The sequence below is a fragment of the Desulfurispirillum indicum S5 genome (assembly GCF_000177635.2).
Lineage (GTDB): Bacteria > Chrysiogenota > Chrysiogenetes > Chrysiogenales > Chrysiogenaceae > Desulfurispirillum > Desulfurispirillum indicum.
In genome coordinates this window covers 2,203,254-2,220,689 of the sequence record NC_014836.1, presented here as the reverse complement: position 1 = coordinate 2,220,689, position 17,436 = coordinate 2,203,254, and the positions used below count along the sequence as shown (strand labels likewise).

At 59.1% G+C, this 17,436-nt stretch carries 16 protein-coding genes and 1 riboswitch; of the genes, 15 read left to right on the top strand and 1 reads right to left on the bottom strand.

Annotated elements, in window-relative coordinates:
* The first annotated feature begins 126 nt into the window (after positions 1-126).
* From SELIN_RS15545 to SELIN_RS10365, 11 genes are all read left to right on the top strand, one after another.
* A complete protein-coding gene (locus tag SELIN_RS15545; RefSeq protein WP_083806017.1) occupies positions 127-387 on the top strand; it encodes a Com family DNA-binding transcriptional regulator in 261 nt (86 codons plus the stop codon).
* Between the two features lie 117 nt (positions 388-504).
* Positions 505-1,905, top strand: coding sequence for a heme anaerobic degradation radical SAM methyltransferase ChuW/HutW (gene hutW, locus SELIN_RS10410; RefSeq protein ID WP_156788062.1), 1,401 nt, complete (start codon positions 505-507; stop codon positions 1,903-1,905).
* 49 nt (positions 1,906-1,954) lie between these two features.
* On the top strand, positions 1,955-4,033 hold the full coding sequence (locus SELIN_RS10405) for a TonB-dependent receptor plug domain-containing protein (RefSeq protein WP_013506624.1): 2,079 nt from the start codon (positions 1,955-1,957) through the stop codon (positions 4,031-4,033).
* Positions 4,033-4,590: an MptD family putative ECF transporter S component gene (locus SELIN_RS10400; protein WP_013506623.1), complete on the top strand. Its 558-nt coding sequence runs from the start codon at positions 4,033-4,035 to the stop codon at positions 4,588-4,590. The genes SELIN_RS10405 and SELIN_RS10400 overlap by 1 nt, the downstream gene beginning before the upstream one ends.
* The gene (locus SELIN_RS10395) at positions 4,568-5,344 is read left to right on the top strand and encodes an energy-coupling factor transporter transmembrane component T family protein (RefSeq protein ID WP_013506622.1); all 777 of its coding nucleotides are present in this window, start codon (positions 4,568-4,570) and stop codon (positions 5,342-5,344) included. Before SELIN_RS10400 ends, SELIN_RS10395 begins: the two co-directional genes overlap by 23 nt.
* A gap of 9 nt (positions 5,345-5,353) precedes the next feature.
* Positions 5,354-6,778, top strand: coding sequence for an ABC transporter ATP-binding protein (locus tag SELIN_RS10390; protein WP_013506621.1), 1,425 nt, complete (start codon positions 5,354-5,356; stop codon positions 6,776-6,778).
* Positions 6,779-6,802: 24 nt separating this feature from the next.
* Positions 6,803-7,327 (top strand): heme utilization cystosolic carrier protein HutX, encoded by a 525-nt coding sequence (hutX, locus tag SELIN_RS10385; RefSeq protein ID WP_013506620.1) that lies wholly within the window; start codon positions 6,803-6,805, stop codon positions 7,325-7,327.
* Positions 7,324-7,851, top strand: a complete 528-nt coding sequence (locus SELIN_RS10380; RefSeq protein WP_013506619.1) for a flavodoxin family protein — start codon at positions 7,324-7,326, stop codon at positions 7,849-7,851. The genes hutX and SELIN_RS10380 overlap by 4 nt, the downstream gene beginning before the upstream one ends.
* A complete protein-coding gene (locus tag SELIN_RS10375; RefSeq protein ID WP_013506618.1) occupies positions 7,851-8,474 on the top strand; it encodes a MotA/TolQ/ExbB proton channel family protein in 624 nt (207 codons plus the stop codon). Before SELIN_RS10380 ends, SELIN_RS10375 begins: the two co-directional genes overlap by 1 nt.
* A complete protein-coding gene (locus SELIN_RS10370; protein ID WP_013506617.1) occupies positions 8,474-8,878 on the top strand; it encodes an ExbD/TolR family protein in 405 nt (134 codons plus the stop codon). The genes SELIN_RS10375 and SELIN_RS10370 overlap by 1 nt, the downstream gene beginning before the upstream one ends.
* Complete coding sequence (locus tag SELIN_RS10365; RefSeq protein WP_156788061.1) at positions 8,844-9,593, top strand: energy transducer TonB; 750 nt, start codon at positions 8,844-8,846, stop codon at positions 9,591-9,593. Before SELIN_RS10370 ends, SELIN_RS10365 begins: the two co-directional genes overlap by 35 nt.
* A 58-nt stretch (positions 9,594-9,651) precedes the next feature.
* Here SELIN_RS10365 and metE read toward each other — a convergent pair whose 3' ends face one another.
* Positions 9,652-11,952, bottom strand: a complete 2,301-nt coding sequence (metE, locus tag SELIN_RS10360) for a 5-methyltetrahydropteroyltriglutamate--homocysteine S-methyltransferase (protein ID WP_013506615.1) — start codon at positions 11,950-11,952, stop codon at positions 9,652-9,654.
* A 212-nt stretch (positions 11,953-12,164) separates the two neighbouring features.
* A riboswitch (cobalamin riboswitch) is annotated at positions 12,165-12,338 on the bottom strand.
* A 312-nt stretch (positions 12,339-12,650) separates the two neighbouring features.
* Between metE and SELIN_RS10355 the strand changes: the two genes are divergently transcribed.
* The 4 genes from SELIN_RS10355 to SELIN_RS10340 all read left to right on the top strand — a co-directional run bounded on the left by SELIN_RS10355 (position 12,651) and on the right by SELIN_RS10340 (position 17,277).
* Positions 12,651-13,556: an alpha/beta hydrolase gene (locus SELIN_RS10355; RefSeq protein ID WP_198007087.1), complete on the top strand. Its 906-nt coding sequence runs from the start codon at positions 12,651-12,653 to the stop codon at positions 13,554-13,556.
* 169 nt (positions 13,557-13,725) lie between these two features.
* Positions 13,726-14,412 (top strand): Crp/Fnr family transcriptional regulator, encoded by a 687-nt coding sequence (locus SELIN_RS10350; RefSeq protein WP_013506613.1) that lies wholly within the window; start codon positions 13,726-13,728, stop codon positions 14,410-14,412.
* Between the two features lie 109 nt (positions 14,413-14,521).
* Entirely contained in the window at positions 14,522-16,495 is a 1,974-nt protein-coding gene (cooS, locus tag SELIN_RS10345) for an anaerobic carbon-monoxide dehydrogenase catalytic subunit (RefSeq protein WP_013506612.1), read from the top strand.
* Positions 16,492-17,277 carry an ATP-binding protein gene (locus SELIN_RS10340; RefSeq protein ID WP_013506611.1) on the top strand — a complete coding sequence of 262 codons (786 nt, stop codon included), beginning with the start codon at positions 16,492-16,494 and terminating at the stop codon, positions 17,275-17,277. The genes cooS and SELIN_RS10340 overlap by 4 nt, the downstream gene beginning before the upstream one ends.
* Positions 17,278-17,436 lie beyond the last annotated feature (159 nt).

The following is a 17,436-nucleotide window of genomic DNA, read 5'->3' as shown; positions in this document are numbered from 1 at the left end:
TATCCGTGGAGTGATTGCCGGTCAACTGCAGAAAAGTGAAGGAATGCACAGGGTGATAGTGGCGAAAATGATCATTAGGGGCGACTAAATATATTCTTGACGTCAATCGACGTTATGGTATGTTGAATGTTCATTTCTGGACATGCGGCACCAGATGCACCGAAATTCCTTGTGGAGAAGCGTATGTTCCCTCATCAGGAAACTTCCCCCTGCCGGTGTGGCCGCGCAGCAGACGCAGCGCTCCCTGAGGTTCGCTGTAAACGCTGCAAACGACTGCTCTTTAAGGGGTATGTCGTGGAAGTTGAAATGAAGTGCCCCAAGTGCGGGGCCATACAGCGTTTTGACTACGCCTATCAGTGCAGGGAGCGTCACCCGGATCCGAGTTGACTATCGTTGCTGACCTGAGTGCTGCAAGCACCTCTTTCCCGAGGATTGTAAATCCCGAACCACTACCACGCGTCATCTGTTCAGCCTGTGCTGAGCCGGTGCTTCAGGGTCTGGATTATGCAACCACCTTCTCACGCGTCACCCATGTCGGGTGTATCACCAGTATCAGCTGTTATTGAACGTTTTTATGCGCGCACCGATGGCGACCCCCTTGCTGGCGCTTTTCAGAAAAAGGCTGCCGTGCACGCCGGCATGCAGATGCCCAACCTGGATGTCACAAAGTTTCAGGAGGTATTCCGCGCGCTCATGGCCCGACCCCGTTCCGGCAAAAGTGCAGCGTACATCAGTATTCCCTTCTGCAAGACCCGTTGCCTCTATTGCGGTTTTTTCAACCGCTTTCACCGGGATGACCTGGAAGCCGCCTATGTGGATGCCCTTATTGGCGAACTGAAGCAGAGCTCCAGTGATCCGGCCGTGACCTCCGGTCCTGTCCATGCCCTCTATCTGGGGGGAGGGACGCCCAACGCCCTGAGTGCAGAGAACCTCAGGCGGGTGCTGGATGCGGCCACCTGTTACCTGCCCCTGGCCAATGACTGTGAAATCACGGTGGAGGGGAGAATACACGGTTTCGGTCAAGACAAAATTGACGCCTGCCTTGAGGGGGGTGCCAACCGTTTCTCCATCGGAGTGCAGAGCTTTGACACCAATGTGCGGCGCAGCATGGCTCGCATTGATGATCGGGAATCCGTTCTGCAGGCACTGGAACGCCTCATGGCCACCGATCAGGCGGCAGTGGTGATCGACCTGGTATACGGGTTTCCGGGGCAGACCATGGAAATATGGGAGGAGGACGTGCGCACTGCCGCTTCTCTGGCTCTTGATGGTGCCGACCTGTACCAGCTGAACGTATTGCCCCACAGTGAGCTGGCCAAGCGTATGGCTCAGGGTGCCATTGAGCCTGCCGCCGACATGACCCGCCAGGCCCGCATGTTTGCACAGGGGCTGGACGTCATGGAAGCCAATCGCTGGAGACGCCTTTCCGTCAGCCACTGGGGTCGCACCACCCGCGAGCGTAATCTCTACAATCAACTGGTCAAAAACAAAGCCCATATCCTGGCCTTCGGCTGTGGCGCCGGCGGCAGTCTGCACGGTCACGGCTATTTTGTCGAACGCGACCTGGAACGCTATCTGGACAGTATCCGGGAGGGCCGCAAGCCGCTGGCCATGGTTACCGCCCGTCCCGATACGGATCGGGAGGTGACGGGAGCGATCACCGGTGGCTTCGATGTGGCCGCCCTGAATCTGCAGCAGCTGGCTGCCCTGCTGGGAACGGAGCTTCTGGAGCGGTGCCTGCCCCTGTTTGAACAGTGGGGCAAGGCGGGCCTGCTTGAGCAAAGTGGGCACTGGGTGGTGCTGACTCGGGCCGGGCAGTTCTGGAATGTGACCATGGCCCAGTACCTGCTGGAATACCTTGCCAGTCTGCGAGAACCGACCATGCCAGCGGCAATGGGGCAGTGAACATGAGCCATGCCCGTTGCATGGAAATTCAAACGAGTGGAGTGTGGATATGAGTATCAAACGAGTCGGTGCCCTGTGTATGGCGGGGTTGATAAGCGCTGCAGCATTGCCGGTTCAGGCACAGGAGGAAACAGGCCAGCGTGGGGTGACGGTGACCGCTACCCGCGCTGAACGGGAGCTGCTGGAGGTTCCCGCGTCGGTAAGCTCGGTGAGTTCCGAGGAGATCCGGCGCGGCGGTGCCGCAGTGGTGGCTGAGGCCCTGCGGGACATTCCCGGCGTGGAGGTGCACGATGGTTCCGTCAGTGGTGCCAAGCGCGTCTTTATCCGCGGCGAGTCGGGAGCGCGGGTTCTGATCCTGATTGATGGCCAGAAAACTTCAGAGCAGAAGGCCATGACCGGTGCGGTGTTTCTGATGGACCCGGCCCTGATTGAGCGCATCGAGATCATCAAGGGCCCGTCATCGGTGCTCTACGGATCTGAAGCCATTGGTGGCGTGGTGAATATTATCACCAAAAAAGGCGGTGAACGCCCGGTGCAGGTTGATGTGGGACTCTCCTATGATTCCTCCACCGAGGGAACCCGCCAGCACCTTTCGGTCTATGGCAAGAGCGGCCGCATGGGGTACCGGGTGGGAGGCGCCTGGTCGGACCACGATGACCGCGACACCCCCGGTGGCACAGCAGATGGAACCGCCTATAAAGAATCCAGCATCTTTGCCTACATCGATTACCAGGGTGACGACTTCATCGTCGGTGGCCGCTATGACACCTACAATGGCGATTATCGCACCTATGTCCCGGAAGGCACCATCTCCGGAACCATGGAGCATTTTGCCCAGGATCTGCCCGAGTGGTCGCGGGAGAAAGTGTCGTTCTTCTATGAAGCGGAGCATCTCAGTGACGCCCTGGTGAAGCTGCGGGCCGACGCCTACGCCCAGAACACCTATAAGGATTTCCGCATGGATATGGATGTCAGGCCCATGCCTGCGGTACAGATTCCCCTGCAGATGCGTAACCGCACGGAAAACGATCAGGACACCTACGGCCTGGCGGTACAGACCGACTGGCTGGTGGCCGATGATCACTATGTGGTTGCCGGGGTGGAGCTCATCCAGGATCGCCTGAAGGCAGACGAGTTCAGGCGCCAACGGGGGCCATGGGCGCCTATGCCCCCGTTCAACGCGCAGCCGCAGGAATTTGTGGAGTCCAGCTACACCAATAAAGCCAAAAGTGACTTCTACGCCCTGTATGTGCAGGACGAGTGGAGCCTCAATCCCGATACCATTCTGACCCTGGGCCTTCGTCAGACCTGGGCTCGCAATGAGTTGACCTCCGCCGAGGAGCCGGGACTGGAAGAGGACTCCAGCCGCGACAGCAAACTGGTGTATTCCATCGGCCTGACCTGGCAGGGACTGGAGGACACGGCTCTGCGGGCCAGCTATTCCCAGGGCTACCGGCTGCCTACCCTGCAGCAGCTCTTTATCGGCACGGTTCACGGCAGTCAGAATCCCACCTACAGCAACCCGGATCTGGAGCCGGAGACCTCCGACAACGTTGAGATCGGCCTGCGCCACTTTGGCCAGAACCTGCTGGTAGACGCCGCCCTCTTTGCCAGCAAGACCGAGGACTACATCACCACAGCGGCTCACCCGACCATAAACAATGCCAACACCTTTGCCAATGTGGACAAGGCCTCCACCCACGGTATGGAGGTTGCGGTAGCCTATCTGGTGGAATCTTTGAACCTGACTCCCTACGGCTCAGCCACCTGGCTGAAGCGCAAGTTCGAGTCGGAAGACCTGAACACCTGGAAAACCGGGAATCCCGAGCTGCAGGGCCGCATCGGCCTGCGCCATGAGCGCGCCATCGCTGCTGGTGTGGACGCCAATCTGGACGCCTATGTGCGGGCAGCAGGCAAGGCGGAGCGGGAAAACTCCGATGGTACCATCGACACTGATGATTCCTGGCAGACCCTGAATCTGACCATGGGATTCACCTTCGGCAGTCGGCAGCAGTATGAGCTGAATCTCAACCTCAACAACCTCACCGATGAGAAGTATACCGTCTCCCAGGAGTCCATTCCCATGGCTGGCCGACACTTCGTCGTCGGTATCAGTGGGGCCTTCTGATGAGCAATGCCCAGGTTCTTACCCTCAATCGCTACTGGCAGGTACCGGATCTGGTGGTGGTGGGGATATTTGCCGCTGTGGTCAAGGTATCCAGTATTCTGGTGGCCTTGATGGGCGGCGGCATGAACCCCCTGACCCTGATCCTCAAAAATGTGATCTTCACGGCTTTGCTGGTGGTGATGCTCTACAAGGTGCGCAAGTTCGGTACCCTGACCCTCTTTCTCGTCATCAGCGCCATTATCTCAGCCCTGATGCTGGGGGGCAGCCTGGTGCTCATTCCCGCCTCCATTCTGGCGGGGCTGATTGCCGAGGGAGTCATCATGGCGCTGGGTGGCTATCGCTTCACCTGGAGCATCATGGTGGGGGTGGCTATCTATGACCTTCTCTCCAAGACCATTGGCCTTGGGTTTTCCTGGCTGATGATGCGGGAGGAGCCCCGCATCATCGCCATGGTCGCCGTTATCGTGGCCATCGGGTACATCGGCTCCATTATCGGTCTCTTTGTGGGCCGCTATTTTGTCAAGGAGTTGCGCCATGCCGGCATTATCCGCCACTGATATCCGCCGCGATGAAACCCCGCTGCACCAGCTGGATGTGCGCACCAAGATGCTGATCAGCCTGGTGGCCGCCATTGTGGTCATCATTCTCAGTAACCCCTGGATTCTGGCTTCCCTGGCTATTGCCAGTGCCATCTACGCCTTTTTGTCACGGCGCTTTGGCGTTATCGCCATTGCCTACGGAGTGTTGGGTCTCATGTGGCTGATGGCCATCGGCTTTCTCCACCTGATGGGCCTGTTCCTGCCGCGCTTTGGTGCGTCAGGGCTTGATAGCCTGCTGGTGCCCTTCCTGCGCTCCGCAGTGCTCATGAACACCTTGCTGGCCATGGCGCTTTCGTCACGGGTGCAGGGCATCATGACGGCGCTGAAGACCCTGCGTCTGCCCTACTGGCTCTATATCCCAGCCACGGTGATGATTCGCTTTATCCCTTCGTTTCTCGAGGATATCAAACAGATATCCGAATCCCTGAAAATCAAAGGATACCGTCTGAACCCCCTCTTTCTGCTGCGCCATCCCCTGATGGGCCTGCGCCTGCTCTTTATTCCCATCCTCTTTCGGGCTCTGCGCACGTCCGATGAACTGGGCATGGCGGCCGAACTCAAAGGAGTGGGCTACAGCAGGGACGTGAGTCGTTACCGCACCAACACCCTCACCTGGCGCGACGCCGTGGCCGGAGCGCTGTTTTTTGCCATGATCACTGCTTCCCTGGTGGCCCATGTACAACTGCCTTCCCGCAGCATCATGGGGATGTAAGGAGTATGTATGATTACCTTTGACGCCGTGAGTTATACCTATCCCTTTCAGAGTACCCCCGCTGTGCGCGACCTCAGCTTCCACGTGGCCCCCGGCGAAGCCGTGCTGGTCACCGGAGCTTCGGGCTCGGGCAAGTCCACCATCATCCGTCTGCTCAATGGCCTGGCGCCCTGGTACTTCCAGGGCGATCTGCAGGGCACAGTGAGTGTCAATGGTCACGACAATCGCCAGCGCTCCATTCACGGGATCAGTCGGGATGTGGGCACCCTGTTCCAGGATCCCGAGCAGCAGTTCTTCGCCCTCAACGTGGAAGACGAAATGGCCTTCGCCCACGAGTGGCGCAATACCCAGCCCAGCCTGATGCAGCGCCATATACAGGTGGCCATGGAGCAGTTTGGCATCACGAGCCTGGCGGGTGCCAGCGTCCATCACCTTTCGGAAGGACAGAAGCAGAAAGTGGCCCTGGCTTCGGTCATGTCCCTGGCTCCCCGGATTCTTATTCTGGATGAGCCCAGTGCCAACCTGGATCCTGAATCGACAGCAGAACTGGCCAAGACCCTGCTGGAACTGAAACAGGCGGGAATGACCCTCCTGATCGTTGATCATCGCCTGTACTGGCTGCGCGAAGTGGTGGACCGGGTGATTGTCATGGAAGGCGGGAGTATCGCCGAAGTGACCGACTACTGCCGCCTGGACGAGCGCGCGCTGCAGTCCCGCTACGGGCTGCGCAGCACCCGGGTTGATGATGTTCGCGCTTCCCTGGGCAGTGTGGCCGATACCGACCCGTTTATAGACGTGCAGGAGCTTCACTTTGCCTATCGCCGTAACCCGCCCCTGTTTCACGGCGAGTCCTTCCGCCTGCCCCGTGGCGAAATCATCGGCCTGCTCGGTCCCAATGGCGTGGGGAAAACCACTTTCGCCCGCCTGCTTACTGGCCTGCAGAAGATGGATCGGGGCAGTATTGCCCTTGGCGGGGAAAAGGTCAGCGCCCGCGAGCTGCTGCGCCGCACCAGCATTGTGCTGCAGAACACCGACCACCAGCTGCATATGAAGACCGTGCGTTCGGAACTGCACTCGGCCGCTGCCAGCTCCCACGCCGGTGTCCGTCCCGCAGAGGTGGAAAAGCTGCTGCGGGAGTATCGGCTGGAGCACCTGGCCGAGCGCCACCCCCAGTCTCTCTCCGGCGGAGAGCGCCAGCGCCTGGTCATCGCCTGCGGACAGATCCGCCAACCCTATATCTTTATCCTGGACGAGCCCACCAGCGGGCTCGACGGGGAAAATATGGCCATTATCGCCGACAACCTGGCCCGTTTTGCCGGGCTGGGGGGGTGTGTCCTGCTCATCAGCCACGACCTGGAGCTGCTGCAGCGGTCCTGCACCTGCAAGCTGGAGCTGGGCGCACCAGCAGAAAAAGACCTCGTGAACGTATCCTGAAAAATCCCATAAGGAGCCATGTCAATGACATCAGTGCCAGAAACCTTACAAGACGAAATACGAGCCATCGTTGAAAAGAACCCCAGCATCATGCTTTCCCAGCTGGCCCGCGAGCATGGCCTGGAAGAAGGCCAGATCATGCCCCTGCTGTCCCCGGACATGGCAGTTGCCGTACCCGCAGACCATTTTATGGATCTGTGGAAGGAAATATCGCAATGGAAACGCATTACCTTTATCGTCGTCAATGAAGGCATGGTGGTGGAGGTGAAGGGCACCCTGCCCCAGGGCAGCAGCGGGCATGGCATGTTTAATCTGCACGAGGCCGACAATCCCCTGGGCGGACATATCTTTATCGGCAAGCTGGGCTCCATCTGGCTGCTGTCCAAGCCCCACTTCGGGGTGGAAAGTCACAGCGTGCACTTCTTCACCCGTGAGAACAAGCCCATGTTTGCCGTCTATGTGGGGCGTGATCCCGAAACCCGTCAACTGCTCGAAGAGGTAAAAAACCACTTCCTCACGCTGAAAGCCAAATATGGAGACCATTCATGAAAGCTCTGGTTGCCTATTCCAGCCGCACTGGCAATACCCGCATGATTGCCGACGCCATTGCTCCGGTTTTGCCCGGTGACGTGGAAACCGTCTCCGTGGAGTGCGCCCCTCAGACCCTTGACCATGATTTTGTCGCCATCGGCTTCTGGGTGGATAAAGGGGTGCCCGATGAACAGGCTCAGGAATTCATGAAGCGTCTCCGGGGAACGGTGGTTGGCCTGTTCGGCACCCTGGGGGCCTGGCCCGACTCCGATCATGCCCGTGAGTGCATGGAGAGTGCCGTGCGCATGATGGAGGAGAATGATAATCGCGTCATCTGCCGCTTCATGTGCCAGGGCAAGGTGGATCCCAAGGTGGTGGAGGCCATGGCCCGCTACGCGCCGGAGCGCCACCCCATGACTCCGGAGCGCAAGGCGCGTCTGGAGGAAGCTGCCAAACACCCCGATGAAACCGATACCATGAATGCCGCCAAGGTCTTTTCTGCGGCCGTGAAAGAGCACTTTGCGCTGGCGGGACGCCCCTGATGGAATTTCTGCTGACCCTGGCGGGCTTCATTGGCCCCATTGGCGTTATCCTGGTGGTACTGGGCGGCATCGCCACCTACCTGTGCCTGCGCAACGGCATCTACCTGCACCTGGTGGGCCGGGATTTCTGCCGCCGCTTTGACAATCTGGGCAATCGCCAGCAGGGCTACATTGACGAGCTGTGCGGCACCACCACGAATCCCCTGACCCAGATTGTGGCCAGTGTGGTGAAAACCCACGCTGAGCACTCCCAGGATCTGCGGGCGGAAGTGGCTTACCTCTTCCACCGCAACTTTGAGCGGGTGAACAAGCACGTGACCTACCTGCGGTTGATTGCGGTGATATCACCGCTGCTGGGGCTCATGGGCACCATGGTGGGCATGGTGCGGGTGTTTCAGGAGATTGCCGCCAGTGCCGTTCCCCAGCAGGATATGCTGGCCGCCGGTATCTGGGAGGCCATTCTGACCACTATCCTGGGGCTGGGCATCGCTGTGCCCACCCTGGTGTTCTACTATGTGCTGAGCCTGAAACTTAAAGGCTTTCGCATTGAAGCCATTGAGCACAGCTACCGGGCAGTGGAGCTGCTGGACGTGCGCTGCCCGGTGGAGCGGGAGGCATCCTGATGCACTGTCCCTTTGATCATGACGACGATCTCATGGATGAGCGCATCGACCTGACCCCGCTGATCGATGCGGTTTTCCTGCTGCTTATCTTCTTTATCATGGCCACCACTTTTCTGCGCCCGGCCCTGGAAGTCAGCCTGCCCGACAGCGAGAGCGCGGCAACCCTGGAGCAGCGCGATTGGCTGGTAATCACCATTGCCAGGGATGGGAACATCTACCATGGCGATGACGTGATATCGCGCTCGGAAGTGGCGGCACTGCTTCAGCATCACCCCGACAAACCTCTGAACTTTTATGTGGATAAACATGCGCCTTTTGAATCTTTCGCCCATGTGGTGGATCAGGCTCAGGCCCAGGGAAGAGTGGACTTTGTGGTCACGACTCTTCCCCATGACCGACGCTGAGTCGTATGAACGCCTCAGCTCCCGTCTGGCCCTGCTGCTGACCGTCCTGCTTGGCATCAGCCTGCTGGCAGCCATGGCTGCCCCTGAGCCTGCGGCGCGTGAGCCGCTGCGCCCACCGGCGCAGCCACTCACCATGGCCTTCGCGTCACCACCTGCGTTGCCGGAGATTCCCAGTCCCCCACCGCCACCGGTCGTCAAGCCCGTGACCCTGCCCGAACCACCGGCAGAAAGAGTTCCGGTGAACCCCGTGCCGGTTCCCGCAGAGCCGATACCGGAAGTTGCGCCTGAACCCGAAACCGTCGTTCAGGAAGCTGAACAGGAGCAGGTTCCGGACGAAGTGATTCCGGAAACTGCCGAAGTGCCACCAGCGGATTTTGAAGCGGTGGCTGAGGCGAATGCCCCCGTCAGCCAGGCTGCGCATGAATCCCACCGGCAGGCAGACCTGCTGGATGAATTGCTGCGCGCCGTGGAGTCGGAGAAGTTCTACCCCCTGCCAGCGCGGCGCATGGGCCTGGAAGGGGAGTTGATGATTACGGTCACTCTCGACGAACAGGGTCGCCTGGTGGAGTTTCTCATCGAAGAGCAGGGCAGCCACCGCCTGCTCAGACGTGCCGCCGAACAAACCCTGGAGCGGGTCGCCCGCTCCTTTGTGGCCGACCTTTCCGGGTCATCACCGGAGTCCCTGCGCTTCCCCCTGCGCTATGTGCTTGAGTGAGAAGCGTGGACTGCCCTGTTTTCCGGTGGGTTCAGCATTTTCCTTCAGGCCGTCACGATTACGATTGGCTGGCGGCCATTGCAGGACTCAGGGCTGAGCGCATGGCGGTGGCGGCGCTGACCATGTTATGAATGCTGGCGCGAACCTCTGGCCAGGTGCGGGTTTTCAGTCCGCAGTCCGGGTTTACCCAGAGGCGTTCTGCGGGAAGGATCTGCAGCGCGCGGCAGAGGAGACTGGATATCTCTTCCACCGATGGAATGCGTGGACTGTGGATGTCCCAGATACCGGGGCCGATGTCATTGGGATAGCGGACATTCTGGAAGGCCTGAAGGAGCTCCATGTGGCTGCGGCTCGCTTCAATGCTTATGACATCGGCATCCATGAAAGCTAGCCATTCCACAATGTGATTGAAATCGCTGTAGCACATATGGGTGTGAATCTGCGTGTGCTTCCGGACCCCTGAGGTGGTCAGTCGAAAGGCATCAACAGCCCAGGAAAGAGAGTCGCGCCACTGTTCCCGTCGCAGGGGAAGTCCTTCGCGCAAAGCGGCTTCATCAACCTGGATGATTCCTATACCAGCCTCTTCCAGATCAAGCACTTCAGCGCGCATGGCAAGAGCCAGTTGCAGACACGTCTCGCGGCGTGGTTGATCGTCGCGTACAAAACTCCAGTTCAGCAGGGTTACCGGGCCGGTAAGCATACCTTTGACCGGTTTTCCTGTCAGGGATTGAGCATACTGGGTCCATTGTACGCTGATGGGATGCGGTCGCTCCACGTCGCCGTAGAGAACCGGTGGTTTGACGCAGCGGCTGCCATAGCTCTGTACCCAGCCGTGGCGGGTAAAACAGAAACCCTCCAGGTGCTCGGCAAAGTACTCCACCATGTCGGTACGTTCGAATTCTCCATGCACAAAAACATCAAGGCCGGACTCTTCCTGGAAGTCAATGACCTGACAGATGTATTCCTTGATCGTCTGTTGATACTCTTCCGCGGTTATGTGCCCCTGGCGGAAGCGATGACGGACTGCCCGGATTTCCGGTGTCTGCGGGAAAGATCCTATGGTCGTAGTCGGCAGCAGGGGTAGGTTGAAACGTTCACTCTGGGCGATGCGCCGCTGATCAGAGGTCTCCTGACGCACAGAGATTTCGGGGGTGAGGGCTTCCATCTGGTGTCGTACGGATTGACGCCTGACGCGTTTGCTGCCTGCCCGTGCCGCCAACGCCTGGCGATTCTCCTCGAAGGGTGCCGCGACTGGTTCGCCGGCAAGGGCGGAGCGCAGCAGATTCAGTTCGCCGCACTTCTGGCGGGCAAAGGCAAGCCAGTTGAAAATTTCCGGATCCAGCTCATGCTCCAGTTCAAGGTCAACGGGAACATGGAGTAAAGAGCAGGAGGTTCCCAGCATGACCTGCTCTTCGCCAATCCACTGTGACGCGTATTCGGCCACCTCGCGTGCCTGGTCAAGATCGGTGCGCCACACATTGCGGCCGTCCACCAGCCCCAGAGAGAGATACCTGGATGTTGGCCACTGGCTCAGGAGGGCGGGCAGCTGATCCGGCGCGCTTACCAGGTCGACATGCAGGCCAGTGACAGGCAGATCCAGAGCCAGTTCCAGGTTTTCTTCCAGGCCGCCAAAATAGGTGGCTACCAGTATCCGCGCCGGGTTTGCCGCGTTTTGCAGGCGCTTGTATACGGCCGTGAATTCAGCACGGGCCGCCCTGGGGAGATCACTGGCCAGGATGGGCTCATCCAGTTGAATCCACTGGCAGCAAGTGGCAAGTCGGGTGAGAATAGCCTCGTACACTGAGACGAGGGCATCCAGATGCTGCCAGCGGTCAAAACCTTCCACCGTCTCCTTGCCCAGGGCCAGAAATGTGAAGGGGCCGGGGAGTACGGGCTTGGCGGGAAAACCTGCCTGGATCGCCTCTTCAAGGTGATCAAAAAGATCACTGCTGGAGAGCCGGAACTGCTGCTTTGGAAAGAACTCCGGCACAATATAGTGATAATTGGTATTGAACCATTTCGTCATTTCCATGGCTGGAGCACTCGCATTGCCCCTCACTCCACGTGCCATAAAGAAGCGCGTGTCCAGGTCTGCCTGTTCACCTTCCCGGCGGAAGCGTTCAGGTACTGCACCCACCATGGCGATCATGTCGAGCATGTGGTCGTAAAAGGAGAAATCTCCTACGGGGACCAGGTCAATACCGGCGCGCCTCTGAAGTTGCCAGTGCAGACGGCGCAGAACGCGGCCATCGGCCTGAAGGCTCTCCAGGGTGGCTGTTCCCTTCCAGTAGGCTTCAAGAATGGTTTTCAGTTCACGGCGTGAACCCATACGGGGAAATCCAAGTGTGTGCGTCAGCATAGTCAGCTCCTTTTCTGGAATTGGTACCCAAAGTAAAGGCACTGACAGCGCTCAGCGTGCATATTCCCGATGACGGACATACACGCAGAAAACGCAAAACCCATCCCCTGCTGGCAGGAAATGGGTGTAAGGAAGAGTTATCGCGAATCTGCAGCGGTGTTCAGCCATGAGCAGAATTCGTGTACCCCTGCTCTACACCCTGGCGCGAGGTGCTGTCAGGCCTGAGAACAGGGCGTCTTCTGGCTTCCGGCTTTTTTCGCTCCATGGCCTTCCCAGATAACTATCCAGTGACCATGCAGCATGTGTCCGGTTACAGCGGCGCGTCCGCGACGGATTTTCACCGTCTTCCGTTTCCTGCTCTCGAATCTGTAATGGGAGGGAGGGTTTTCACCAGTAATACGGGATCTGCCCTCATCTGTCTCTATGGATACCGCACTCTGGCATGGCAGGTCAACCGGTAAAATGCAATTGGAATGGCGTGCCATTCCTGGAGTCACGCTTTGGTGGTTCTGCCTTCTACGGGCATGGACATTCTCGAGGGAGGAAGGTATGGTGAATTTTCTTAGGAAGCATGTTTGCCTGGAGGTGTCATGGGCTCTCTGAGTTTTTCAGGTCGCCGTGTACAAGTGTTGCGTTTTCTGTTGGTGTTCTCAGTGATCCTGGGAGTTTACGCCGAAGTGTCCGCTGGGAGCCACGCTGTGGATATTCACCTGCAGACTGCCACGGGTACGCTGCGCGGTACCCTGCAGTTGCCGGAAGCGGCGGGGAAAACGGCGGCGGTGGCGCTGATTATTGCTGGTTCCGGTCCCACGGATCGCGACGGAAACACCGTGGGGCTGCCGGGGCGAAACAACAGTCTGAAGATGCTGGCTGAGGAGTTGGCGCGTGCGGGCTATGCTTCCGTGCGTTATGACAAGCGGGGCATCGGGGCCAGCAACCAGGCGGCACTGGATGAGTCGCAGCTACGGCTGGACACCTATGTTCAGGATGCCGCCAGCTGGATGGAAATGCTTGTCGCCGATTCGCGTTTTGACTGTGTTGTGGTTATCGGTCACAGCGAGGGAGCCCTGATCGGCATATTGGCAGCTCAGCAGCAGCCACACTGCGCCCGTGTCACCCTTGCCAGCCCGTCAGGAAGTGCCGCAGATCTGCTGCGCCACCAGTTATCCGGGCTTTTGCCGACGGATCTTGAGCGTGCAGCGGCGGCGATTATCCGGTCCCTCGAAATGGGGGAGACGGTGCCGGTTGTGCCGCAGGAACTGGCCCTTCTGTTCCGTGAGAGTGTGCAGCCATACCTGATCTCCTGGTTTCCTTACCAGCCTGCCGAGGAGCTGCAGAAACTGAGTACTCCCGTTGCCATCTTCCATGGGCAGACCGACATGCAGGTGCCGGTCGCTGAGGCTCAGGCGCTTCAGGCGGCGAATCCCGACGCGCGGCTTCATGTGATTCCCGGCATGAATCATATTCTCAAGCTGGTTGAAGACGATCCGCAGGCGCAGCGGATTTCCTATGAAAATCCGGATGTGCCGCTGGCACCGGAACTGGTGCGGCAGCTGGTGAATTTTCTGAATGAAGCCCTCGTGCCAGCAGAGGAGCTGCCATAGGCTCTGCGAACCTGCAGAACCCAGATATCCCATCCGGGAGCCGGTATGGCTGCTGTTGCCAGAATATGCAGAGGAGATAGCCCGCACGTGTCTGCGTGTTCCGTGGTTGATTCCTCCGGCGGCCTGTGTCACTGTACGGTCTTCTGAAGGCAGAGGCAGGAGGTTTCGTGTGCGCGGCGGCAAAAGCGACTCGGGTTTTCACACCATGAAGAATATGGCGGAGCTGCCCGCCGATCTGCTTGACACTTACCTGGAGCGATGTCAACGGCGAACAGCTGACAAAAATGGCATCCTCTTCGGCCCTCACGAGGCTCCCGACTTTATCTACATGGTGTTGCAGGGCAGTGTGCGCATCTTCCTGAGCTGCCCCAACGGCAAGGAATTCACCATATCCGTTTTGCAGCGCGGCGGTGTCTACAGCGGTCATGCGCGGGGGTTCGGCATGGCCATGGCCGCGCAGACCCAGATTGCCCTGGTGCATGTCAGCGATTTTCGCGAAATCATGGAGCAGAACCCGGCCTTTATGCTCAGTGTGGTGGCCATCCTGGGTGATGCCCTGAAAAATACGGTAAATATTATTGAAAACCTGGCATTCCGCGAGGTGGACAAGCGGCTCATGCACTACCTGGCTGAAGCCATTCGCCGCAGTGGAGAGCCGGTGCGCGAAGGTATTCTCCTGGATATGGGTCTGACCCAGGAGCAGATCGCCACGGCCATTGGCAGCACGCGGCAGACGGTCAGTTCCCAGCTGCGACAGCTGGAGAACAAAGGCATTCTGCGAACCCGCAGCCGGAAAATCCTCATCCTTCAGCCCGCGTATTTTCTGGAGAGCACGGCGGATTCCCCCTCCCTGTAGCCGCTTGCAAAAAATCCCCACAAGTGTCGTGCCGGTGACATTTTTCCCTTTGGTGTCTGTGCTAGATGATGCGTAACTCGATTTCTCTTCAAAATCTGGAGGTTACGCCATGAAGAAAGCACGTACCGTCGAAGAAGTGAGTATGGATCCGGCCGTGCAGCAGCTGCTGACCAAAGCGCGCCAGGAAGGTGTGGAAACGGCCTTTGATCGGGCCGATGCCCATACCGCCTGCGGTTTTGGCGCTACAGGCGTTTGCTGTAACCACTGCCTGGAGGGCCCCTGCCGCATTGCGCCCAATGGAAAAGGCCCCCAGCGGGGAATTTGCGGAGCCTCCCTGGATACCATCGTGGCCCGCAATTTTCTGATGAAACTGACCGAAGGCGCGGCTCCCCATGCCGAACATGGCCGTGAAGTTGCCCTGGCTCTGCTGGAAGCCGCAGAGGGCAAGGCGCCCTACGAAATCCGTGATCCCCAGAAGCTGCTGCGCGTTGCCGATGGTTTGGGCATTGAAACCCATGGGCGCGAGGTGAATGAAATTGCCAGGGCGGTTGCCCTGAAGGCGCTGGAGGACTTTCAGCAGCAGACAGGTGTCCTCAACTGGCTGCGGTATCGTGGACAGAAGAAGTCTGTTGCCAAGTGGGAGGAACTTGGGCTGCTGCCCGTCAACGCGCACCTGGAAATCGCCCAGTCTGTGACCAGGACGGCCATGGGCTGTGACGCCGACCCGCTGAACCTGTTGCTGGGTGGCCTGCGCATGGGACTGGTGGATGGGTATTCCGGTCTGCACATGTCCACGGATCTGCAGGATATCCTGTTCGGCACCCCTACGGCAGTCAAGGCGGAGTACAATATGGGTGTCCTGGACGCGAAGAAGATCAATATCGCCGTGCACGGTCACCTGCCCCTGCTGTCGGAAAAGATTGTCACCTGGGCGAAGCAGCTGCGACATGAAGCCCTGGCAGCCGGTTCCGAAGGGATCAATCTGGTTGGGGTCTGCTGCACGGGCAATGAGCTGCTGATGCGCCAGGGTGTCCCCGTCGCCACCAGCTTTTCCAGCCAGGAGCTGGTGATTGTCTCTGGCGTGCTGGAGGCCATGGTGGTGGATGTGCAGTGCATCATGCCCGGTATTCAGCAGGTGGCGGAGTGCTATCACACGGAAATCATCACCACCCTGCCCTATGTGAAAATCCCCGGTGCCAACCACGTGGACTTCCATCCCGACAATGCCGATGAAGCGGCTCAGGCCATTGTGCGTCGCGCCATCGCCAACTATGGCAAACGCAATCCCGATAAGGTTGCCATTCCCACCGTGAAAACCGAAGCCTACGCCGGATTTTCCGTTGAGCAAATCGTCGGTGCCCTGAGTGCCCTCAATGAACAGAACCCGCTGGCCCCACTGCTGGATGCCATCGTCTCTGGCCAGATTCGCGGCGTGGCGGCTATTGTCGGCTGCACCAATCCCCGCGAGCAGCAGAACGTGGGCAATGTGGCCGTGGCCCGCGAGCTGCTGAAACACAATGTACTGGTAGTGGCTACCGGCTGCTCTGCCCACTCCCTGGCCAAACACGACCTGATGAATGAAAAGGGCCTGGAGTACTGTGGCGAAGGCCTGCGTGCTGTGCTGAAAGCGGTTGGCAATGCCGTTGGCATGGAGAGTCTGCCGCCCACCCTGCACATGGGCAGCTGTGTGGACAACTCCCGTCCCGCCGATTTGCTGACGACCATCGCCGATACCCTGGACGTCCACATCGGACAACTGCCCGTGGTGGGAACCTGTCCCGAAACCCACAGCCCCAAGGCCCTCTCCATCGGAACCTATTTCCTGGCTCACGGCGTGGATGTCCATGTGGGCGTCTCCCCCCAGGTCAAAGGATCGGAGTGGGTGACCCAAACCCTGACCGGTGACCGGACAGACGAAGAGCTCAATCTGGATAAACTGTTCGGTGGCAAACTGATCTACGAAACCGATCCCTTTCTGGCAGCCCAGAAAATGCTTGATCGCATCGACCTCAAGCGTCGCGCCCTGGGGCTGTCCGTCGCCAGTGACGCCCCGCAATCAGAAGATACCGTGGAGCACCTATGAAAAGCGGATTGAAACTTGCCATCTCCGGCAAAGGCGGTGTCGGCAAGACCACCATTGCCTCATCCCTGTGCCATATTCTTGCCCGCCAGGGCAAACAGGTCTTCGCCATTGACGCCGACCCCGATGCCAACCTGGGCATGGCCCTGGGGTTTCCCCCACAGGCGCTGCAACAGGTGGTCACCATCGCCCACGATCGTCAGCTTATTCGAGAGCGCACCGGTGCAGAACCCGGCTCTGCCGGCCAGTGGTTTTCGCTGAATCCGTCGGTGGAAGATATTCCCGAGCGCTACGTGGTCAGCCAGGATGGCATTCGGCTGCTGCAGATGGGCGCGGTCTCAGCGGGGGGCAGCGGCTGTGCCTGCCCTGAAAACACCCTGCTGAAAACCCTGCTCAACCACCTGATCGTGGATGAGCAGGACGCGGTGGTCGTCGATATGGAAGCGGGGCTTGAGCACCTGGGTCGGGGTACGGCCCAGAGCGTTGACGCTCTGCTGATTGTGGTGGAACAGGGGCAACGCAGCCTCACCACGGCCAGAACCATTGTGAAACTGGCAGAGGATCTGGGCATACCTCGCGTCTACGGCATTGCCAACAAGCTGGTGGACACGACCCTGGATGTCCTGCAGGGACAATTGGGCAGTGAACTGGAGCTTGTGGGAGCCATTCCCTATACCCCGGCTGCTGTCACCTGCGACTTCCAGGGGCGCCGGGTGGTGGACGCCTGTCCCGCTCTTGTCAGTGAGGTGGAGCAGGTGCTGCACAGAGTCCAGAGTCGCCTCTGATTCGCGTCACAGCCTCTGACTTTTCTTGACACTCCTTCCCCCTTTTGCTATAAGCCTCTGGTTTTGCGCCGGAGGCTTTTTTGAACCGGCAACGATGGTCCTGGGACGATCGGATTTCACACACCACAGGAGGCAGCGAACCGCAATGGACAGTTCCAG

Coding starts and splice junctions, on each gene's coding strand:
- SELIN_RS15545 (WP_083806017.1), top strand. CDS start 127: ATGTTCATTTCTGGACATGCGGCACCAGATGCACCGAAATTCCTTGTG.
- hutW (WP_156788062.1), top strand. CDS start 505: ATGCAACCACCTTCTCACGCGTCACCCATGTCGGGTGTATCACCAGTA.
- SELIN_RS10405 (WP_013506624.1), top strand. CDS start 1,955: ATGAGTATCAAACGAGTCGGTGCCCTGTGTATGGCGGGGTTGATAAGC.
- SELIN_RS10400 (WP_013506623.1), top strand. CDS start 4,033: ATGAGCAATGCCCAGGTTCTTACCCTCAATCGCTACTGGCAGGTACCG.
- SELIN_RS10395 (WP_013506622.1), top strand. CDS start 4,568: ATGCCGGCATTATCCGCCACTGATATCCGCCGCGATGAAACCCCGCTG.
- SELIN_RS10390 (WP_013506621.1), top strand. CDS start 5,354: ATGATTACCTTTGACGCCGTGAGTTATACCTATCCCTTTCAGAGTACC.
- hutX (WP_013506620.1), top strand. CDS start 6,803: ATGACATCAGTGCCAGAAACCTTACAAGACGAAATACGAGCCATCGTT.
- SELIN_RS10380 (WP_013506619.1), top strand. CDS start 7,324: ATGAAAGCTCTGGTTGCCTATTCCAGCCGCACTGGCAATACCCGCATG.
- SELIN_RS10375 (WP_013506618.1), top strand. CDS start 7,851: ATGGAATTTCTGCTGACCCTGGCGGGCTTCATTGGCCCCATTGGCGTT.
- SELIN_RS10370 (WP_013506617.1), top strand. CDS start 8,474: ATGCACTGTCCCTTTGATCATGACGACGATCTCATGGATGAGCGCATC.
- metE (WP_013506615.1), bottom strand. CDS start 11,952: ATGCTGACGCACACACTTGGATTTCCCCGTATGGGTTCACGCCGTGAA.
- cooS (WP_013506612.1), top strand. CDS start 14,522: ATGAAGAAAGCACGTACCGTCGAAGAAGTGAGTATGGATCCGGCCGTG.
- SELIN_RS10340 (WP_013506611.1), top strand. CDS start 16,492: ATGAAAAGCGGATTGAAACTTGCCATCTCCGGCAAAGGCGGTGTCGGC.